The organism is Sinomonas atrocyanea, from assembly GCF_030811715.1.
In the GTDB taxonomy this organism is placed as follows: Bacteria; Actinomycetota; Actinomycetes; order Actinomycetales; family Micrococcaceae; genus Sinomonas; species Sinomonas atrocyanea_A.
Genome location: NZ_JAUSRH010000002.1, coordinates 447108 through 466014, shown reverse-complemented (window position 1 = coordinate 466014; position 18907 = coordinate 447108). Strand labels below are relative to the sequence as shown.

Sequence of the window (18907 nt, the reverse complement as noted above, 5' to 3'; positions counted from 1 at the left end):
CAGCAGACCGATCGGAAGGATGTGCCGTGGAATACACCGCAGAGAACCCCCTCACCCTCACCCAGAAGTCCTCCTGCGCGTGCGGAGAGCACGACGGCGAGGGCTTCCCCGAGCTCGATGTGCGGGTGATTCCCCATGCGATCCGCCACGCGACGATCTTCGGCGCCCTCGACTCCCTCGCCGTGGGCGCCGGGCTCGTGATCATCGCCAACCACGCCCCGCTGCCGCTCCTGGCCCAGGTCGAGCAGCGCTACCGCGAGGGCGCCTTCGCCATCTCCTCCCTCACCGAGGGGCCCGAGGAGTGGAAGGTCCAGTTCCGCCGGGAGGCGTGATCGCGCGGGCCTCGGCCTAGAGCGGAAGCCGCGAGAGCGCCATGTCGATGTAGCCGCGGACGGTGGCCGCGGCGTCGTCCGCCTGCGCGTCGACGAGGAGGACCTCCACGACCACGGTCCCCTTCGCCGCGAGCGCCCGCACGGCCCTGCGCTCCTGGGGCGTGCCGCCGCTTCCGTCGGGTACCTGCGCGGTGGACGTGACCATGACCGCTTCCTGGGCGTCCGCCCCCGGGTCCGCCGCGGCCGCGCTGACGGCCACGCGCCGGCCGCCCAGCGACGCCTGGTAGCGCCCGCAGGCTGCAGCGGACTTCTTCAGGGCTGCGACCTCCGCCGAGGCCTCCTCAGGGGTGGCCCGGCTCTTGAGGCCCACCGCGGTGTGCTGGGCGTGGCTGTCCGAGGGCGCGACGACGAGTGCGGCCGCGGCACGGTCCAACCCCGCGGGCGTGGACGTCGCGGTGAGCGCGGCGCACGCTGCCGGGGCGGCGTCGGTGAACAGTGCCGGGACGGCGGCCTCCTTCTGGGCGGTGAGCTGGGGCGCGTCGAGCACGGCGCCGCCGAGCCTCAGCGCCGTCTTCGCCGCCGCGGCCGTTCCGACCAGCTCGTCGCCCGTGAAGCTGCGCTGCTCCCCGGAGGCGTTGAGGCCCGGGGCGCCCTGTCCAGAGGAGGGCGGGACCTGCACGCCGGCGCGGCACCCGGCCAGGGCGCCGACGGCGAGCAGGGCGGAGACTGCCGCGACGGCGCTGCGCCGACGCGGCCCTGACAGTGGACCCACGTTCTCCCCCAATGTTGCAGTGCGCGCCTCAGAACAGGACGGTCGCGAAGGTGCCGACCTGCTCGAAGCCGACCCGGCGGTAGCTGGCCCGGGCCCTGTAGTTGTAGTCGTTGACGTAGAGGCTCACGATCGGAGCCGTGCGCTGGGCATGCTCGACGACGGCGGCCATGCCCCCGTGGCTGAGCCCCTCGCCGCGGTGCGCCGGCGCAACCCACACTCCCTGGACCTGCGAGGCGGCCGGCGAGACGGAGCCCAGCTCGGCCTTGAACACGACCTCCCCCTGCGGCCCGAAGCGGGCGAACGAGTGGCCCTCGGCGATGAGCTGGCGCACCCGGCGGTAGTAGTTGTCGCTCCCGCCCGCCACCGGGGAGTAGCCCACCTCCTCCTCGAACATGGACACGCAGGCCGGAGCGAGGGCGTCGAAGTCGTCGAGGGTCGTGACCCGCACGAGCGGGTCGGCAGGCACCGCGGGCGCGCCCTCCATGGCCAGGAGCGGCTGGGCCCTGCGCACGTCCCGGGCGGGCGGCCCGGACAGCTCCGCGAAGATGGCGAGCGTTGCCTCGGCCGGTCCGAAGATCGAGGCGAACCGGCGGCGCGAGTGCCGGATCACATCGGCGTAGGCGCGGGCGTGCTCGGTCGGGACCTGCACGGGGACGATGTTGGCACCCAGCCAGCACGCGCTCGCGAGCCGCCCGTCGCCGTCGAACGTCCCGACGATCTCCGCGCCGGTGCCCGTCTCGGCCGCGGTGCCCTGCGCGGCGAGGTGCGCCGCGACGAACACGTTCGCGACCGGGTCCAGCGCCGCGAGCTCGGCGAGCGCCGGCGTGTCCTCGTCGGTGAGCCGGCGCACCGCCCGCGGGGCGGGACGGCTACGAGACGGTGACCACGGGGCCGCCTTCGACAGCATCTTCGCCACCGGCCTCCCCCATCTCCTCGGCGATCTTCATCGCCTCTTCGATCAGAGTCTCCACGATCTGGCTCTCGGGCACCGTCTTGATGACCTCGCCCTTGACGAAGATCTGGCCCTTGCCGTTGCCCGAGGCGACCCCGAGATCCGCCTCGCGCGCCTCGCCGGGGCCGTTCACGACGCAGCCCATGACGGCGACGCGGAGCGGGACCTCCATGCCCTCCAGGCCGGCGGTGACCTCCTCCGCGAGCGTGTACACGTCCACCTGGGCGCGTCCGCACGAGGGGCAGGAGACGATCTCGAGCTTGCGGGGGCGCAGGTTCAGCGACTGCAGGATCTGGATCCCGACCTTGACCTCCTCCACCGGCGGGGCCGAGAGGGAGACGCGGATGGTGTCCCCGATGCCCTTCGAGAGCAGGGCGCCGAACGCCGTGGCGGACTTGATGGTGCCCTGGAACGCCGGCCCGGCCTCGGTCACGCCGAGGTGCAGCGGCCAGTCGCCGCGCTCCGCGAGGAGCTCGTACGCGCGCACCATGACCACCGGGTCGTTGTGCTTGACGGAGATCTTGAAGTCGTGGAAGTCGTGCTCCTCGAACAGGCTGGCCTCCCAGATGGCGCTCTCCACGAGGGCCTCGGGGGTCGCCTTGCCGTACTTCTGCAGGAGCCGCGGGTCGAGGGAGCCGGCGTTGACGCCGATCCGGAGCGAGGTGCCGTGGTCCTTGGCCGCCTGGGCGATCTCCTTGACCTGGTCGTCGAACTTGCGGATGTTGCCGGGGTTCACGCGGACGGCAGCGCACCCCGCCTCGATCGCGGCGAAGACGTACTTGGGCTGGAAGTGGATGTCCGCGATCACGGGGATCTGGGACTTCTTCGCGATGATCGGCAGGGCCTCGGCGTCGTCCGCGGACGGGCACGCCACTCGGACGATGTCACAGCCGGCGGCGGTGAGCTCGGCGATCTGCTGGAGCGTGGCGTTGATGTCCGTGGTCGGCGTCGTGGTCATCGACTGCACGCTGATCGGGGATTCGGAGCCGACGCCGACCGAGCCCACCCGGATCTGCCGGGTCTTGCGCCGGGGCGCGAGGACTGGCGGCGGGGCTGCTGGCATTCCGAGGCTGACCGAGGTCACTGGGGCTCCTTCTGGGGTACTGCGGAGGGGGTTCAGGGCCGGCGGTGCCGGACGCCGGTCAGACGGTCGCGACGTCGGCGAGGCGCCCGATGATCGGATTCCACGGCGTGGCGACGGTGTCCGCGATGAGTGAGGCCTGCGCGAACGGGTCCTCGGCGAGCAGGGTGTCCAGGGCGCCGCGGTCCGCCGCCTGGAAGATGAGCAGGGCCTTCGCGCCGCCCTCGTAGGGGCCGCTCGCGAGCAGCTCGCCGGACTCGGCGCGCTCCCGCAGCCACGCGCGGTGCTCGGGGCGCACCTCATCGAGGCGGGCGGCCCCCTCCGGCGCGGACACGTAGCGGTATTCGACGGCGAAGACAGTCATGGGTCCAGACTATCCCCCTCGCGCCGGGTGCCGCTGAACGTCATCCGAAGAGGTTGACCGGCTTGACGATGTCCGCGTAGATCAGCAGCGCGCTCATCACGAGGAGGACGCTGGCCACCACATAGGTCAGGGGCAGGAGCTTGGCGATGTCGAACGGTCCCGGGTCCGGGCGGCGGCGCCAGGCCGCCACACGGCGTCGGACGCCCTCGTAGAGCGCGCCGGCGACGTGGCCGCCGTCCAGCGGCAGGAGCGGGACGAGGTTGAAGACCGCGAGGGCGAGGTTGACGCCGGCGAGGATGCCCACCAGCGTCGCGAGGCGCGCCTGGACGGGGACGTCCTCCATGGACGCGACTTCGCCGGCGACCCGGCCGACGCCGACCACGCTGATCGGCCCGTTCGGATCGCGGGGGGCGCTGCTGAACGCGGCCTGCCCGACGGCGACGACGCGGGCGGGGAGGTTGACGACGACGCCGGTCACCTGCGCGATGTTCTCGCCCACCGCGGGGAGGACGCTCGAAGCGGGCTGGGGCACGAGGCCCTGGCGCGGCCCGATGCCGAGGAAGCCGGCCTGCGTGGTCTGGTAGGTGCCGTCCGTGTTCTTCACCGGCTGGCCGTCTGCGCCGAGGACCGGCCGCTGGCTCAGCACGGGCGTGACCTTGGTGGTGACCTCCGCGTCGCCGCGCTTGACCGTCACCTCGACCTCGCGGCCGGCGGACGCCCGGATCCAGCTGGTGAGCTGGTCCCACCCGGTGACCCGCTTGCCGTCGAACGCCACGATCGTGTCTCCCGGACGGAACCCCGCGGCTGCTGCGGGCGTCTTGGTGCACGTCGCCGGGTCGGTGCTCTGGCTCCCGCCGTTCTGGCCGCCGCCGTTCTGGCCGCCCTGGGTGACCATGCACGCGGACACGTTGGCGATCTGCGTGGTGGGCTGCGGCGTGCCGAACCCCATGAGCAGGATCGCGGTGAACAGGACCCCGAGGATGATGTTCATGGCCGGGCCGCCGAGCATGATCACGGCCTTCTTCCACACGGGCAGCTGGTAGAACAGCCGCCCGTGGTCCTCGGGCCGGACTTCCTCGTGCGCCTGGTCCCGCGCGGCCTCGGCGAGGCTCTGGAACATGCCGGTGCTCGACTGCCGCACCGAGCCGTCCTCCGCGTTCGGCGGGTACATCCCCACCATGGCGACGTAGCCGCCGAGCGGGAGCGCCTTGACGCCGTACTCGGTCTCGCCCCGCCGGAAGGAGAACAGGGTCGGACCGAAGCCGATCATGTACCGGGTGACGCGGACGTTGAACAGCTTGGCGGGCAGGAGGTGGCCCACCTCGTGCAGGGCGATGGACGCGGCGATGCCGAGGGCGACGAACACGACGCCGAGGATGAAGAGGACAGTGGGGTTCACGCTGGGGATCTCCTAAGGCTTCTGCGTTCCCAAACGCTCACCGGCCCGCGCGCGTGCCCACTCCTCGGCTGCGAGCACGGAATCCACAGAGAGCTCCGAGGAACCCGAATGCTCGGCGAGCACCGCCTCGACGGTGTCGACGATGTCGAGGAACCCGATCCTGCCGGCGTGGAAGGCCTCGACGGCCTCCTCGTTCGCGGCGTTGAACACGGCCGGGAAGGTGGTGCCCTGCTTCGCCGCGTCGCGGGCGATCTCGACGGCGGGGAAGGCGCGCGCGTCGAGGGGCTCGAATGTCCACGCGGCCGCTTGGGAGAAGTCGCACGGTCGCGCGGCGCGCGGGACCCGGTCAGGCCAGCCCAGGCCGAGGGCGATCGGCAGCCGCATGTCCGGCGGGCTCGCCTGGGCGATCACCGAGCCGTCGGCGAACTGGACCATGGAGTGGACCACGGACTGGGGATGGACGACGACGTCGATCGCCTCGAGCGGCACGTCGAACAGCAGGTGCGCCTCGATGAGCTCGAGGCCCTTGTTGACGAGCGTGGCGGAGTTGGTGGTGACCACCTTCCCCATGTCCCACGTGGGGTGGTTGAGCGCCTCGGCGGGGGTCACTCCCGCGAGCGCGGCCCGGTCCCTGCCGCGGAACGGGCCCCCGGAGGCTGTGAGGATGAGCTTCTCGACCTCGTCGGCGCGGCCGGCCCGCAGGCACTGGGCGATCGCGGAATGCTCGGAGTCCACCGGGACGATCTGGCCGGGCCGGGCGGCCCCCGTCACGAGGGCGCCGCCCACGATCAGGCTCTCCTTGTTCGCGAGCGCGAGCGTCGCGCCGGAGGCGAGGGCAGCCAGGGTCGGAGCGAGCCCGATGCTTCCCGTGATGCCGTTGAGCACGACGTCGGCGGGGCCGCTGGGCCCGCTCCACGCAGCGATGCGGGCCGACGCGTCGGGGCCCGCGAGGAGTTCGGGCTCGTAGCCTGCGATGCCCTCGGCCGCCGCGGCCTCGTCGATGAGGGACCGGAGCTCGTCGGCGCTGCCGGCGGCGATGCCCACGGCCTCGGCGCGCGTGGACACTGCCTGGCGGGCGAGGAGCCCGAGGTTGCCTCCCCCGGCACTGAGGGCCACGACCCGGAAGCGGTGGGGGGCGCCGTCGACCACCTCGAGGGCCTGGGTGCCGATGCTGCCGGTCGATCCGAGGATGACGACGGAGCGCTGGGCCTGCGGGTCCCTCTCGGTGCCGGAAGTCTGCATGCCCTCCAGTATTCCCTACGGGCGCGCCGCCCCGGCCGCGGCAGGGCGCGGGCTCCGGCGCCGGCGAGGACCGCGAGACCCGCGGCGCCCGGCACTCGCGCGACGGGAGCCGATGGGCCAGCATGGAACCATGACTGAGATCAGCGTCACCGAGCTCCCCGAACAGCCGACCGCCGTGGTGCGGGCCACCGTGAAGATGGACGAGCTGCGGAGCTTCTTCGACGGAGTGTTCGGCACCGTGGTCGCCGCCGTCCAGGACCAGGGTGGCCGCGTCGCCGGCCCGCCGTTCGCGATGTACCACGGCATGCCGGGCGAGACCATCGACGTCGAGGCGGGCTTCCCGGTGGCGGGCCAGTTCGCCGGCACCGACGACGTCACGGCCAGCGTGCTGCCGGCCGGCCGGACCGTGCGGGCGCTGCACGTGGGCCCCTATGAGTCGCTGCCGGAGACGTACCAGCAGGTGACCGGCTGGATGCGCGAGCAGGGCCTCACCCCCGGCTCGAGCATGTGGGAGGTCTACAGGAGCGACCCCAACGCCGAGCCCGACCCGGCGACGTGGCGGACCGAGCTGTTCTGGCCGGCGAGCTAGGGCGTCGGCTCGGCGCGGCCGCCGGACGGGCTCAGCCGCCGAGCCCTGCCCGGCGGAGCACCGCCTCGGCGTGGCGGAGGATCGGGCCGTCGATCATCTTCCCCTCGTACTGGAACACGCCCGTCCCGGCGTCCTCCGCCGCGGCGAGGAGGGCCTGGGCGGCCTCCACGGCTTCGGGCGACGGCGCGTAGGCCGCGCGCACCGCGGCGACCTGGCTCGGGTGGATGCAGGCCTTCGCGGCGAATCCGGACGCGACGGCGTCCTCGGTCTCGGCGGAGAGGCCATCGAGGTCCGGGATCGCGGTGTAGACGGCGTCGATCGCCGCCTTCCCGTGGGCGCCGGCGGCGAGGAGCACGGTGGAGCGGGCGTGCAGGGCGACGGCCCGGTACGCGCCGTCGGCGGCGCGGCTCGACGTGCCGCCGAGGGACGCCACGAGGTCCTCGGCCCCCCACATGAGGCCGAGGGTGTTCGGCTCGGCGGCGATCGACGGCGCGGCGAGGATCCCCGCGGCCGTCTCGCAGAGGGCGATGACCCGGTAGGCGCGCAGGAGCGCGAGCTGCTCCGGTGCCTCGGCCTTGGCCAGCATGACCGTGCGGTACGGCGTCGCCTCGAGCGCCTCGAGGTCCGCATCGAAGTGGACCGAACCGGCGGAGTTGACGCGCACGATGGTCCGCTCCGGGTCGAGCGGCGTCTCGGCCAGGTTCCGGCGGGCCTCCGCCTTCGCGTCCGGCGCCACCGCGTCCTCGAGGTCGAGGATCACGGCATCGGACCGCTCCGCAGCCTTCGCGAAGCGCTCGGGACGGTCGGCGGGACAGAACAGCAGGGCCGGCCCCATGGCGAACGGCGCTCCGTGGGCGTGGGGCTGGGCGGTCATCTCGGTCACCGGGTGTGTGCTTCCTTGGTCCACATGAGGCACGAGCGGCGGGCCCGCGCCACGACGGTGCCGTCCTGGTTGCGCCCGGTGTGCTCGAAGGTCACGATCCCCTGTCCGGGGCGCGAGGCCGAGAGGCGCTTCTCCACGACGACGGTTTCGGTGTAGAGCGTATCCCCGTGGAAGAGCGGGTGGGGGAAGGCCACGTCGGTGATGCCCAGCTGCGCCACGATCGTCCCCTGTGTCAGCTGGGCCACGGACTGGCCCACCATGGTGGAGAGCGTGAACATCGAGTTCATGAGGCGCTGCCCGAACGGCTGGCCGGCGCTCCACGCTGCGTCGAGGTGGAGCGCCTGGGTGTTCATGGTCAGCGTGGTGAACAGGACATTGTCCGCCTCGGTCACCGTGCGCCCGGGGCGGTGGGCGTACGCGACGCCCTCCTCGAGCTCGTCGAAGTAGAGGCCGCGCTGCTCGACGACGCGGAGGGGGGCGCGCTCAGGGCTCGTTGTCATGGATCTCCACCTCGAGCTCGGCCGCGGTCGCCGCGACGACCTGTTCCTCGGTCACCCCGGGAGCGAGCTCCCTCAGCACGAGCACGGGGCCGCTGCCCGGCTCCATCCCGGCGCCCACCCCGTTGCGCTCCACGTCGATCACGCCGAGGTCGGTGATGATCCGGTCGACGCACGCGCGCCCCGTGAGCGGCAGCGTGCACTCGGGCAGGATCTTGGGGTTCCCGTTCCGATCGGTGTGCTCCATCATGACGATGAGCCGCTTGGCGCCGAAGACGAGGTCCATGGCGCCGCCCATGCCCTTGACCATCTTCCCGGGGATCATCCAGTTGGCGAGGTCGCCGTGGGCGGAGACCTCCATGGCCCCGAGCACGGCGACGTCGACGTGGCCGCCGCGGACCATGCCGAACGAGGTGGCCGAATCGAAGAACGCCGCACCGCGGTTGACGGTCACGGTCTCCTTCCCGGCATTGATGAGGTCCGGGTCGACCTCGTCCTCACGCGGGTACCGGCCCGTGCCGAGGATGCCGTTCTCGGAGTGGAGGACCACCTCGACCCCGTCCGGGATGTAGTTCGGGATCAGCGTGGGCATGCCGATGCCCAGGTTGACGTACTGTCCGTTCTCGAGCTCCCTGGCCACTCGCGCGGCGAGCTCGTTGCGGGTCCACGGCATCAGGACGCCCCCTCGCTGCTCGACACGGTCCTCTTCTCGATGCGCTTCTCGGCGTGCGGGCTGCCCGGCGGGACGTGCACGACGCGCTGGACGAAGATGCCCGGCAGGTCGATGTTCTCGGGATCGAGCTCGCCGGGCTCGACGAGCTCCTCGACCTCGGCGATCGTGATCCTCCCGGCCATCGCGCACAGCGGGTTGAAGTTCATGGCCGTCGCGTGGAACACCAGGTTCCCGTGGCGGTCCGCCTTCTGGGCGTGCACGAGCGCGAAGTCGGGAGTCAGGGACTCCTCGAGCACGTACTCGGCGCCGTTGAAGGAGCGCACCTCCTTCGGCGAGGAGGCGAGCACGACGTTGCCGTCGGCGTCGTACTTCTGCGGGAGCCCGCCCTCGGCGACGAGGGTCCCCACCCCGGCGGCCGTGTAGAAGGCGGGGATGCCGGCGCCGCCGGCGCGGAGCTTCTCGGCGAGCGTGCCCTGCGGGGTGAGGACGACCTCGAGCTCGCCGGCGAGGAACTGCCGTGCGAACTCCTTGTTCTCGCCCACGTAGGAGCTGATGGTGCGGGTGATCCGGCCGTCCGAGAGGAGGATCCCGAGGCCCCAGTCGTCCACCCCGCAGTTGTTGCTGATGGTGGTCAGGCCGGTGGTGCCCTGGGCGTGCAGGGCGTCGATGAGCGCCACCGGGATGCCGCACAGGCCGAAGCCTCCGACGGCGAGCGACGCCCCGTCCCCGATGTCCGCGACCGCCTCCTCGGCGCTCGCCACCACTTTGTCGATCACGTGCCCCTCCTCGTTGTCCGCTGCCGCGCCTGCCCTCATCCAACGTCAGGCGCGGCCCGTTTGGCTAGAGCCGGTTCACAGCCCCAGTTCGCGCGCGATGAGCATGAGCTGGACCTCGGTGGTGCCCTCGCCGATCTCGAGGATCTTCGAGTCGCGGTAGTGCCTTGCGACGGTGGACTCGTTGATGAAGCCGTAGCCGCCGAACACCTGGGTGGCGTCGCGGGCGTTGTCCATGGCGGCCTCGCCGGCCACCATCTTCGCGATCGCGGCCTCGGTCTTGAAGGGCTTGCCGGCGAGCATGCGCGCGGCCGCGTCGTAGTAGGCGAGCCGGGCGGTGTGGGCGCGCGCCTGCATGCGGGCGATCTTGAACTGGATGGCCTGGTACTTGCCGATGTTCGTCCCGAAGGCGGTGCGCTCCTTGGCGTACCTCACGGACAGGTCGACGCAGCCCTGGGCTGCGCCCGTGGCGAGGGCGGCGATCGCGATGCGGCCCTCGTCGAGGATGGAGAGGAAGTTGGCGTAGCCCCGGCCGCGCACGCCGAGGAGGTTCTCCTCGGGGACGCGGGCGTCCTTGAAGGAGAGCGGGTGGGTGTCCGAGGCATTCCAGCCGACCTTGTTGTAGGCCTTCTCGGCGCGGAACCCCGGCGTGCCCCTGGGCACGATGATCGTGGAGATCTCCTTGCGCGTGGTCCCGTCGGGCCGCTCCTCGGTGCCGGTCACGGCGGTGACCGTCACGAACTTCGTAATGTCCGTGCCGGAGTTCGTGATGAACTCCTTCGAGCCGCTGATGACCCATTCGCGCCCGTCCGCGCCGTCCTCGAGCCGCGCGGTGGTCTTGGTCCCGCCGGCGTCCGAGCCTGCCTCGGGCTCGGTCAGCCCGAATCCTGCGAGCGCGCGGCCCGCGGCGAGGTCGGGCAGGAGCGCCTCCTTCTGCGCGTCGGTGCCGAAGCGGTGGATCGGCATGGCGCCGAGCGAGACGCCGGCCTCGAGCGTGATGGCGACCGACTGGTCGACGCGGCCGAGCTGCTCGAGCGCGAGGGCGAGCGCGAAGTAGTCCCCTCCCATCCCGCCGTACTCCTCGGGGAAGGGCAGGCCGAACAGGCCCATCTCGCCCATCTGGGCGATGACCTCGTAGGGGAAACTGTGCTCCTCGTCGTGCCGGGCGGACACGGGCGCGACGACCTCGTCGGCGAACTCGCGGACGGTGTCGGAGAGCTCCTGGTATTCGTCGGTGAGCTGGAAGTCCATGGATCAGGCTCCTTCGTGCGCTTCGCGCGGTGTGGCTTCGTGGGGTGTGACGGTGGCGACGACCTGGTCGGCCTTGACGAGGGCGCCGGGGGTAACGTGCAGCGCCACGGTCCCGGCGAGCGCGGCGACGAGCTGGTGCTCCATCTTCATGGCCTCGACCGAGACGAGCGGCTGGCCGGCCTCGACGGCCTGGCCGTGGTCGACCGCGACGGAGACTACGGTGCCGGGCATGGGCGTGCGGACCTCGGGGGCGGCCTCGCCCTCGTGCCGGTGCACGGCGGCACGCAGCCGTTCGAGCCGCTCCGCCCGGCTCAGGACGGGGATGGCGGTGGACCAGCCCGCGTCGCCGAGGTGCACGGTGCACTCCCCGTCCGGGCCCTCCGCGAGGGCCCACGCGAAGCGGTGCTCCCCGCCGTCAAGGGCGAGCACGACGCCGGCCTCCCCCGCCTGCTCGAGGCTCGCCATGCGTTCGGCTCCCCGCTCGGAGCCGAGGTCCACGCGGAGGGTTGTTGCGGCCGACGGGGCCGAGCCGGCCGCGGGCCCGCGCACGGCGACGGTCGCGACGCCGCCGTCCGGGGCGCCGAGGCTCACGCGGCGGGCGGCGGGGGCCCCGAGGCGCCAGCCGTCGGATGCCCAGGGACCGGGCGCAGCAGGGTGACCGGCTGCCCCCGCCGCCTCGGGTGCGGCCCCGGTGGCCAGGAGCGCCGCGGCCGCGTATTCGGCCTCCCCGGGGGTTCGGAAGGAGAGGCCGCCGAGCCGGCGCTCGATGAGGGTCGTGTCGAGGTGCCCGGCGCGCACGTCCTCGTCGGCGAGCAGGAGCCTGAGGTACTCGAGGTTGGTCTCGACGCCGAGCACCGTGTAGCGGGCGAGCGCGGCGTCCAGCGTCTCGAGCGCCTCGGCCCGGGTGCTGCCCCAGGCGATGCACTTGGCGAGCATCGGGTCGTAGTCCGAGCCGATGCCGAGGCCTTCCCGCAGCGAGCTGTCGACGCGGATGTGCTCCCCGGCCGGCTCGTGGAGGAACTCGACCCGACCGGTGGCGGGCAGGAAGCCCCGCGCGGGGACCTCGGCATAGACGCGGGCCTCGATCGCGTGGCCCTCGAGCCGGAAGTCCTCCTGGCGGAGGGCCAGGGGCTGGCCCGCGGCGACGCGGAGCTGCTGCTCGACGAGGTCGACGCCCGTGACCATCTCCGTCACCGGGTGCTCGACCTGGAGGCGGGTGTTCATCTCCATGAAGAAGAACTCGTCCGGCGCCTCGTCCGAGACGAGGAACTCGACCGTGCCGGCGCCGACGTAGCCCACGGAGCGGGCGGCCTCGCACGCCGCGGCGCCGATGCGGGCCCGCGTGCTGGCGCCCTGCGCCGTGGCGAACAGCGGCGAGGGCGCCTCCTCGATGACCTTCTGGTGCCGCCGCTGCAGGGAGCACTCGCGCTCGCCGAGGTGGATCGTGGTTCCGTGGGTGTCGGCGAGGACCTGCACCTCGATGTGCCGGGGCGCGCGGACGAGCCGCTCGAGGAGCAGCGTCCCGTCGCCGAAGGCGGCCGTCGCGACCCTGCGGGCGGTCGCGAGGGCGCCCGGGAGCTCCGCGGCGGACTCGACGACGGTCATGCCCTTGCCGCCCCCGCCGGCGGAGGGCTTGATGAGCAGCGGGTAGCCCACCCCGTCCGCCCGCGCGATGAGCTCCGCGTCCGTCAGGCCCGGCTCGGAGACGCCCGGGATGACCGGCACCCCGTGCCCGGCGACGTGGTTCTTGGCCCGGATCTTGTCCCCCATGACCGCGAGCGCCTCGGGCCCCGGTCCCACGAACACGACGCCGGCGTCTGCGAGGGCGCGGGCGAGTTCGGCGTTCTCGCTCAGGAAGCCGTAGCCGGGGTGGACGGCCTCTGCCCCGGTGGCGCGCGCGGCGTCAACGATCGCGGCGATGCTCAGATAGCTCTGGGCCGCGGGGGCAGGGCCGATGCGGACGGCCTCGTCGGCCTCGCGCACGTGGCGCGCGCCGGCGTCGGCATCGCTGTACACGGCGACGGACGCGATGCCGAGCCGGCGCAGCGTCCGGATCACGCGGCAGGCGATCTCGCCGCGGTTGGCCACGAGGACCTTGGCGAAGGGCGGGGCGGCGGGGGCGGTGGCGGTCATGCGGCTCACATCCTGAAGACGCCGAAGGACGTCTCCGGCAGGGGGGACTGGGCGAGGACGGCGAGGGCCATGCCGAGCACGCGGCGCGTGTCGGCCGGGTCGATCACGCCGTCGTCCCAGAGCCTCGCGGTCGAGTAGTAGGGGCTGCCCTGGGACTCGTACTGGGCGCGGATCGGGGCCTTGAAGGCCTCCTCCTCGGCGGCGGACCACTCCTCGCCGCGGGCCTCGGAGGTCTCGCGCTTGACGGTCGCGAGGACGGACGCGGCCTGGTTGCCTCCCATGACCGAGATGCGGCTCGCGGGCCACATCCACAGGAACCGGGGCGAGTACGCGCGGCCGCACATGGAGTAGTTGCCGGCGCCGAAGGAGCCGCCGATCACCACTGTGAGCTTGGGGACCCGCGTGGTGGCGACGGCGGTGACCATCTTCGCGCCGTGCTTGGCGATGCCGCCGTGCTCGTAGTCGCGGCCCACCATGAACCCGGAGATGTTCTGCAGGAACACGAGCGGGATGCCGCGCTGGTCGCACAGCTCGATGAAGTGCGCGCCTTTCATCGCGGATTCGGAGAACAGGACGCCGTTGTTCGCGACGATCCCGACGGGGTGGCCGTCGAGGTGTGCGAAGCCGGTGACGAGCGTGGCGCCGTAGTCCTTCTTGAACTCGTGGAACCCGCTGCCGTCCACGAGCCGGGCGATGACCTCGTGGACGTCGTACTGCGCGTTGACGTCGACGGGCACCACCCCGTACAGCTCGGACTGCTCGGCCTTGGGCTCGACGGCCGGGCGCACCTCCCAGGGCGCCGGGGCCGGGGGCGGGAGGGTCTCGACGATGCTGCGCACGATCTCGAGGGCGTGCTCGTCGTTGTCGGCGAGGTGGTCCGCCACGCCGGAGACCTTCGCGTGGACCTCTCCCCCGCCCAGCTCCTCGGCGGTGACGACCTCGCCGATCGCGGCCTTCACGAGGGGCGGGCCGCCGAGGAAGATCGTGCCCTGGTTCCGCACGATCACGGTCTCGTCGCTCATCGCCGGCACGTAGGCCCCGCCGGCGGTGCAGGAGCCGAGGACGGCGGCGATCTGCGGGATCTTGGCGGCGGAGAGGCGGGCCTGGTTGTAGAAGATCCGGCCGAAGTGGTCGCGGTCCGGGAACACCTCGTCCTGCTTGGGCAGGAACGCTCCGCCCGAGTCGACGAGGTAGATGCACGGGAGCCGGTTCTCGAGTGCGATCTCCTGGGCGCGCAGGTGCTTCTTGACCGTCATCGGGTAGTAGGTGCCGCCCTTGACCGTCGCATCGTTCGAGACGACCATGACGTGGCGGCCGTGGACCAGGCCGATGCCGGCGATGACCCCGGCGGCCGGGCACTCGCCGTCGTACATCCCCTCCGCCGCGAGCGGGGCGACCTCGAGGAACGGTGATCCGTCGTCCAGCAGGACGTCGATCCGCTCGCGCGGGAGCAGCTTGCCGCGCGCCACGTGCCGCTCGCGGGAGCGCTCGGGGCCGCCGAGGGCCGCGGCGGCGAGGCGCGCCCGCAGCTCGTCGGCGAGGGCGCGCTGGGCGGCCTCGTTCTCGGCGAAGGCGGGGCCTGCCGGATCGATCCGGCTGGTCAGGGTCTCCATCTGTCCTCCGGGACGGGCACGGCCCGCTTCAACTCGGTTAGTGACGGCTAACTGAGTTCTAAGTTAATGTGGATTAACTGTGATGTCCAGCACAGGCAGTTTCCGCCGGATCGGAGGGACATGGGCGAGAGCACGAGTGCGCGGGTGCAGGCGAAGGCCGAGCGGCGGCAGGCCATCCTCGATGCGGCCGCCGGGCTGTTCGCCGCGCAGGGCTACGCCGGGGCCTCGCTCGAGGACCTCGGCGCGGAGGCGGGCGTGAGCGGTCCGGCCATCTACCGCCACTTCCCCGGCAAGCAGGCGGTTCTCGGGGCGCTGCTGGTCGGGGTGAGCGAGGAACTGCTCGAGGGGGGACGCCGGGTCGCGCTCGAGGCAGCGTCGGGGGCGGCCGACGGCGCCGCCCCCGTCCGCGCGCTCGTCGCCTTCCACGTGGACTTCGCCCTCGCCCAGCCGGACGTCATCCGGGTCCAGGACCGGGACTTCGGCTCCCTCGCGGACGCCGACCGCAAGCGGGTGCGTTCCCTCCAGCTCGCCTACGTCGACGTGTGGTGCGAGGCCCTGCGGGCCGTGCACCCCACCGCGAGCGCGGCGGAGCTGCGGATGCGGGCCCAGGCCGTGTTCGGCCTCATCAACTCCACGCCGCACTCGGTGCGCAGGCCCGGAGGGCGCGTGGCGGCGTCTTCGGCCAGGGCGACGCTCGCCCTCATGGCGGAAGCGGCGCTCACGGCCAGGCCGTGAGCGCCGCTCCGCCGGTGGGCCAGCCGACGGGACAGGTCGGTGGCCCAGGCTGTCAGCCGGCGGCGTTCACCCTTCCTGTGGAGGCGCTCCACGTCAGGGTGCCGTTCTCGAAGTCCTCCGCCCGACCGACGGGGACGGAGTACTCGTCGGAGGTCGGGTAGCCGAGCCAGCTGCGCTCCCAGCCCATCGACGCCCACGTGGCCCGGATCGCGCCGAGCACCGAGTGCGCCCCCGTCCACGGCGACCAGTAGATCGAGGCCGACTTGGAGAAGTGGTTGTACCGGCCCGAGCCGTCCGGGGCGCCCATCTCGTCGGTCGTCGGGTACCCCAGGGGCCCCTTCTCCCAGCCCGAGGCAGCCCACTCCGCCCGGATCGCACCGCGGATCGAGTGCGCGCCCGTCGTCGGGGACCAGTAGATCGAGGAGCCGCTCGATCCGTTGAAGTGGTTGTACCGGCCGACGCCGTCCGGCGTGCCCAGCTCGTCCGTGGTCGGGTAGCCGAGCGGTCCCCGCTCCCAGCCGGACGCTGCCCAGTTGGAGCGGATGGCGCCGCGCACCGAGTGCGCCCCCGTCGTCGGCGTCCAGTAGATCGACGCGCCGCCGGAGCCGTTGAAGTGGTTGTACCGCCCCTTCCCGTCCGGCGTGCCCATCTCGTCCGTGGTCGGGTAGCCCAGCGGTCCCCGCTCCCACCCCGAGGCCGCCCAGTTGGACCGGATCGCTCCCTGGACCGAGTGGGCGCCTGTGGTCGGGGACCAGTAGATCGAGGCCCCGCCCGAGCCGGAGAAGTGGTTGTACGCGCCGATCCCGTCGGGCGACTTGGTCTCGTCCGTGGTCGGGAAGCCCAGGAAGCCCTTGGGGCCTCCGGCCGCGGCGTAGCGGGTGTAGATGGCCCCGTGGACCTCGTGCGCCCCGGTGGTCGGGGACCAGCAGATGATGCCCGAGGTGTAGTCCTGGCAGGTGCCCGTGCCCACGGCGTACTCGGTGGAGAGGGACTGGCCGAGCGGGGACGCCCAGGTCCCTGCGCCGATCTTCTGTGCATACGCGGCGACCGGATCGTTCACGCCGTACCCGGTGAGCATGACGTCCTGGGCGCCGGAGCCGTCGTCGGCCGTGATCAGGTAGAAGGTGTCCGCGGTGCCGGCCTGCCCGACCGCCGTCGGGGCGAACGTCACGCTCTGGAACACCGAGTCCCCGGGCGGGATGCTCAGCCCCTCCGAGACGGGCGTCGTGGTGCTGAACACGCCCTGAGGAGCCTTCGCCTTGGTGATCGTCATCGGGATGTTGCCGGTGTTCTGGATCTGGAAGGAGCGGGTCGCCGACGCGCCCACTGGGACGTTGCCGAAGTCGAGCGATGCGGGCACCTGCAGGTGCGACGCACCCGAGATGGAGGTGGCGCTGATCGGAACTGTCACGCCCCCCAGGTTGCTCGTCACCGTCAGCGAGTCGCTGACCGTGGCCGCGGCCGTCGGGCTGAAGGCGATCGACACCGGGACCGATGCCTGGGGCTGGATCGTGGCGCCCACGACCGGCACGGTGCTCGAATCCGCGACGAGGCTCGCGTTGGCGGGCAGGGTCACCCCCGTGACCGACACCGCGGTCGTGCCGGTGTTGACGATGTTCACGGTCTGGCGACTGATCGTGCCGGTCGGCACGTTGGTGAAGGCGAGCGATGTCGGCGTGCCGCCGAGGCCGTCCTTCGTGCCGATGCCGTGGACGCCCAGCTGGTCGGTCTCGCCGTCCGAGGTCTTCACCGTCAGCGAGCCGTCGGATTCCCCGGTCGCCGTGGGGGCGAAGGTGACGGGGAGGGAGAGGCTTGCGCCGGAGGCAAGGGCCTTGGGAAGGGCCACCGAGCCGATCCCGAACGGCGCGGCCGTGGTGATCGAGCTGATCGTCACCGCCCGCGTCGCCGTCATGGTCACGGTTGCGGTCCCACTCGCACCGACGGCCACCTGGCCCAGGTCACCGCCCGTCGAGCCCACCGCGGCCGTCGTCGGGATGCCGAAGGCGAGCACATTCCCATCGCGGGTGCCCACATAGACCTTGCCGGCGTTCGTGGCGACCGAGACGAACTTGGCCGCGGTGCCGATCGGGGCGCTGAAGACCTGCGCGAGCTTGCCCGTGCTGTCCGGGATGGCCCGGTAGGCGCGCAGCTGCCCGTTGGTTCCCGTCCCGTTGTCGGCGTAGACGACCCATACGAGCGCCGTGGACGGGTCGGTGCCGGACGAGGTCACCACGGGCGAGCCGGAGGAGAACCCGAAGGTCCCGCTGGACGTCCCGACGGAGGCCAGCTGGACGCCGCCGGTGCTCGTGGGGACGAGCTTCGAGGCACGCAGGTAACCGCTGTTCTCGACCTGGTACACGTACCCGCCCTGCGTGGTGCCCAGGAAGGCGGACCGTCCCCAGACCCCGTTGTAGGGGCCGGCCGTATTCACCACGGCATCCGTGCCGCCGGTGCCCTGGGCCATGCCGCCCAGATTGTCCCGGTCGAGCAGGTAGATGTGGCCGTCCTTGCCGGTCTGCACCATCAGGTGCGGGTGCGCCGAGGTGCCGTAGCCGTCGGGCACGGCCATGGGGCTGCCGGAGCCGAGGTCGGCGTCGTCCTGGTTCAGCTTCACGTTGGCCGCCGGGCTGAAGAAGTCCTTCGCGGTCAGGTTGCCGTCGGTGCCGACCTGCAGCCGGACCACGGACTCGGCCAGGGTCGACGGCGGGGACGTCCCCGGGGACTTCTGCGGGGCGATGCCGTTGCCCGTGGTGAACAGGATCCGTCCCGGCCCGTCCGAGACCAGTCCGCCGCCGGACTGCCAGATGCCGCCCTCGGCATTGCTGACCCCGGTCTCGGTGGCCCACATCGTGGTCTGCTTCCCCGCCGTGGAGACCCCGACGACGTAGCCCACGAACGGGTTGTAGTCGCAGTGGCTCGCGAAGCCGGCGTACACCACCCCGCCCATGAGCAGCAGCCCCGGCCGCTGCATGGCCGTGAGAGCGTTGAAGGGATGGGCCGGGTCATTGGTGGGCGCGCCGTCGATCAGCACCGGGAACCCGGCCCGCTCGGCACCGGTCGTGACATCGATCGAGTGCATGTACCAGTGCGGCAGCTGGGCGTTCGCGCCGTCATTCGTCTTCGCCGTGAGGAAGACGCTGTTGGTCGCCGCGTCATACACCGGGGTGGACGTGATGCCGACGTTCGGGACCAGGTCCCCGCAGCTCACCGTCGAGGCGGGCCAGGAGGGGCCCACGGTACGCGTCCACTTCACCGCGCCGGTCCTGGCGTCGAGGCCGTAGACCGCGTTGTTCTCCGTGGCCGCGATGACGGTCTGGCCCACCACGAGCGGCTGGGCGTACACCTGCCCATTCAGGGCCGTGGAGAACAGCTTGCCGAAGTTGGTGGACCCCACGGCCGCCGGCGACAGCGCGCTCTCGCTGCTGTCCCACCCGGTCCTCATGCTGTCCTGGTTGACCGTGCCCACGTCCGCCGAGGCCGTCGTCCCGGCGAGCAGCGCGGCACCGGCGAGCACGCCCGCCAGCAGCACGGCGACGGCCCTGCGGGGCACGTGGACAGTGCGGCGCCGAGCGCGCCGCCGGCCGCGGATCCGTGGGTTTCCGATGGGCTCCATGGCCA

Annotated in this window: 17 protein-coding genes; 3 read left to right on the top strand and 14 right to left on the bottom strand. The window is 72.3% G+C overall.

What is annotated here, in order from left to right; translation table 11 throughout:
* Window positions 1-26: 26 nt before the first annotated feature.
* On the top strand, window positions 27-332 hold the full coding sequence (locus tag J2W21_RS04960) for a DUF2249 domain-containing protein (RefSeq protein ID WP_307113391.1): 306 nt from the start codon (window positions 27-29) through the stop codon (window positions 330-332).
* A 16-nt stretch (window positions 333-348) separates the two neighbouring features.
* Here the strand turns inward: J2W21_RS04960 and J2W21_RS04955 are convergent, their stop codons facing one another.
* The 6 genes from J2W21_RS04955 to dxr are packed head-to-tail and all read right to left on the bottom strand — an operon-like array spanning window position 349 to window position 6142.
* On the bottom strand, window positions 349-1104 hold the full coding sequence (locus tag J2W21_RS04955) for a hypothetical protein (protein ID WP_307113390.1): 756 nt from the start codon (window positions 1102-1104) through the stop codon (window positions 349-351).
* Window positions 1105-1132: 28 nt separating this feature from the next.
* On the bottom strand, window positions 1133-2011 hold the full coding sequence (locus J2W21_RS04950) for a GNAT family N-acetyltransferase (RefSeq protein WP_307113499.1): 879 nt from the start codon (window positions 2009-2011) through the stop codon (window positions 1133-1135).
* A complete protein-coding gene (gene ispG, locus J2W21_RS04945; protein WP_307113389.1) occupies window positions 1974-3140 on the bottom strand; it encodes a flavodoxin-dependent (E)-4-hydroxy-3-methylbut-2-enyl-diphosphate synthase in 1167 nt (388 codons plus the stop codon). The genes J2W21_RS04950 and ispG overlap by 38 nt, the downstream gene beginning before the upstream one ends.
* Before the next feature lie 58 nt (window positions 3141-3198).
* A complete protein-coding gene (locus tag J2W21_RS04940; RefSeq protein ID WP_307113388.1) occupies window positions 3199-3501 on the bottom strand; it encodes a YciI family protein in 303 nt (100 codons plus the stop codon).
* Window positions 3502-3541: 40 nt separating this feature from the next.
* Window positions 3542-4900: a M50 family metallopeptidase gene (locus tag J2W21_RS04935; protein WP_307113387.1), complete on the bottom strand. Its 1359-nt coding sequence runs from the start codon at window positions 4898-4900 to the stop codon at window positions 3542-3544.
* A 12-nt stretch (window positions 4901-4912) separates the two neighbouring features.
* On the bottom strand, window positions 4913-6142 hold the full coding sequence (gene dxr, locus J2W21_RS04930) for a 1-deoxy-D-xylulose-5-phosphate reductoisomerase (protein ID WP_307113386.1): 1230 nt from the start codon (window positions 6140-6142) through the stop codon (window positions 4913-4915).
* 130 nt (window positions 6143-6272) lie between these two features.
* Between dxr and J2W21_RS04925 the strand changes: the two genes are divergently transcribed.
* The gene (locus tag J2W21_RS04925; protein WP_307113385.1) at window positions 6273-6731 is read left to right on the top strand and encodes a GyrI-like domain-containing protein; all 459 of its coding nucleotides are present in this window, start codon (window positions 6273-6275) and stop codon (window positions 6729-6731) included.
* A gap of 31 nt (window positions 6732-6762) precedes the next feature.
* Here J2W21_RS04925 and J2W21_RS04920 read toward each other — a convergent pair whose 3' ends face one another.
* From J2W21_RS04920 to J2W21_RS04890, 7 genes are all read right to left on the bottom strand, one after another.
* A complete protein-coding gene (locus J2W21_RS04920; RefSeq protein WP_307113498.1) occupies window positions 6763-7605 on the bottom strand; it encodes an HpcH/HpaI aldolase/citrate lyase family protein in 843 nt (280 codons plus the stop codon).
* 5 nt (window positions 7606-7610) lie between these two features.
* The gene (locus J2W21_RS04915; RefSeq protein WP_307113384.1) at window positions 7611-8114 is read right to left on the bottom strand and encodes a MaoC family dehydratase; all 504 of its coding nucleotides are present in this window, start codon (window positions 8112-8114) and stop codon (window positions 7611-7613) included.
* Entirely contained in the window at window positions 8098-8784 is a 687-nt protein-coding gene (locus J2W21_RS04910; protein WP_307113383.1) for a CoA transferase subunit B, read from the bottom strand. The genes J2W21_RS04915 and J2W21_RS04910 overlap by 17 nt, the downstream gene beginning before the upstream one ends.
* Entirely contained in the window at window positions 8784-9560 is a 777-nt protein-coding gene (locus J2W21_RS04905) for a CoA transferase subunit A (protein WP_307113382.1), read from the bottom strand. The genes J2W21_RS04910 and J2W21_RS04905 overlap by 1 nt, the downstream gene beginning before the upstream one ends.
* Before the next feature lie 75 nt (window positions 9561-9635).
* Window positions 9636-10808, bottom strand: coding sequence for an acyl-CoA dehydrogenase family protein (locus J2W21_RS04900; protein WP_307113381.1), 1173 nt, complete (start codon window positions 10806-10808; stop codon window positions 9636-9638).
* Between the two features lie 3 nt (window positions 10809-10811).
* Window positions 10812-12941 (bottom strand): acetyl/propionyl/methylcrotonyl-CoA carboxylase subunit alpha, encoded by a 2130-nt coding sequence (locus tag J2W21_RS04895; protein WP_307113380.1) that lies wholly within the window; start codon window positions 12939-12941, stop codon window positions 10812-10814.
* A 5-nt stretch (window positions 12942-12946) separates the two neighbouring features.
* The gene (locus J2W21_RS04890; protein ID WP_307113379.1) at window positions 12947-14554 is read right to left on the bottom strand and encodes a carboxyl transferase domain-containing protein; all 1608 of its coding nucleotides are present in this window, start codon (window positions 14552-14554) and stop codon (window positions 12947-12949) included.
* 120 nt (window positions 14555-14674) lie between these two features.
* On the opposite strand from J2W21_RS04890, the gene J2W21_RS04885 reads away from it, so the two are divergent.
* Window positions 14675-15289 carry a TetR/AcrR family transcriptional regulator gene (locus tag J2W21_RS04885; protein ID WP_307113378.1) on the top strand — a complete coding sequence of 205 codons (615 nt, stop codon included), beginning with the start codon at window positions 14675-14677 and terminating at the stop codon, window positions 15287-15289.
* 52 nt (window positions 15290-15341) lie between these two features.
* On the opposite strand, the gene J2W21_RS04880 is transcribed toward J2W21_RS04885, so the two are convergent.
* The gene (locus J2W21_RS04880; protein WP_307113377.1) at window positions 15342-18902 is read right to left on the bottom strand and encodes a choice-of-anchor D domain-containing protein; all 3561 of its coding nucleotides are present in this window, start codon (window positions 18900-18902) and stop codon (window positions 15342-15344) included.
* Window positions 18903-18907 lie beyond the last annotated feature (5 nt).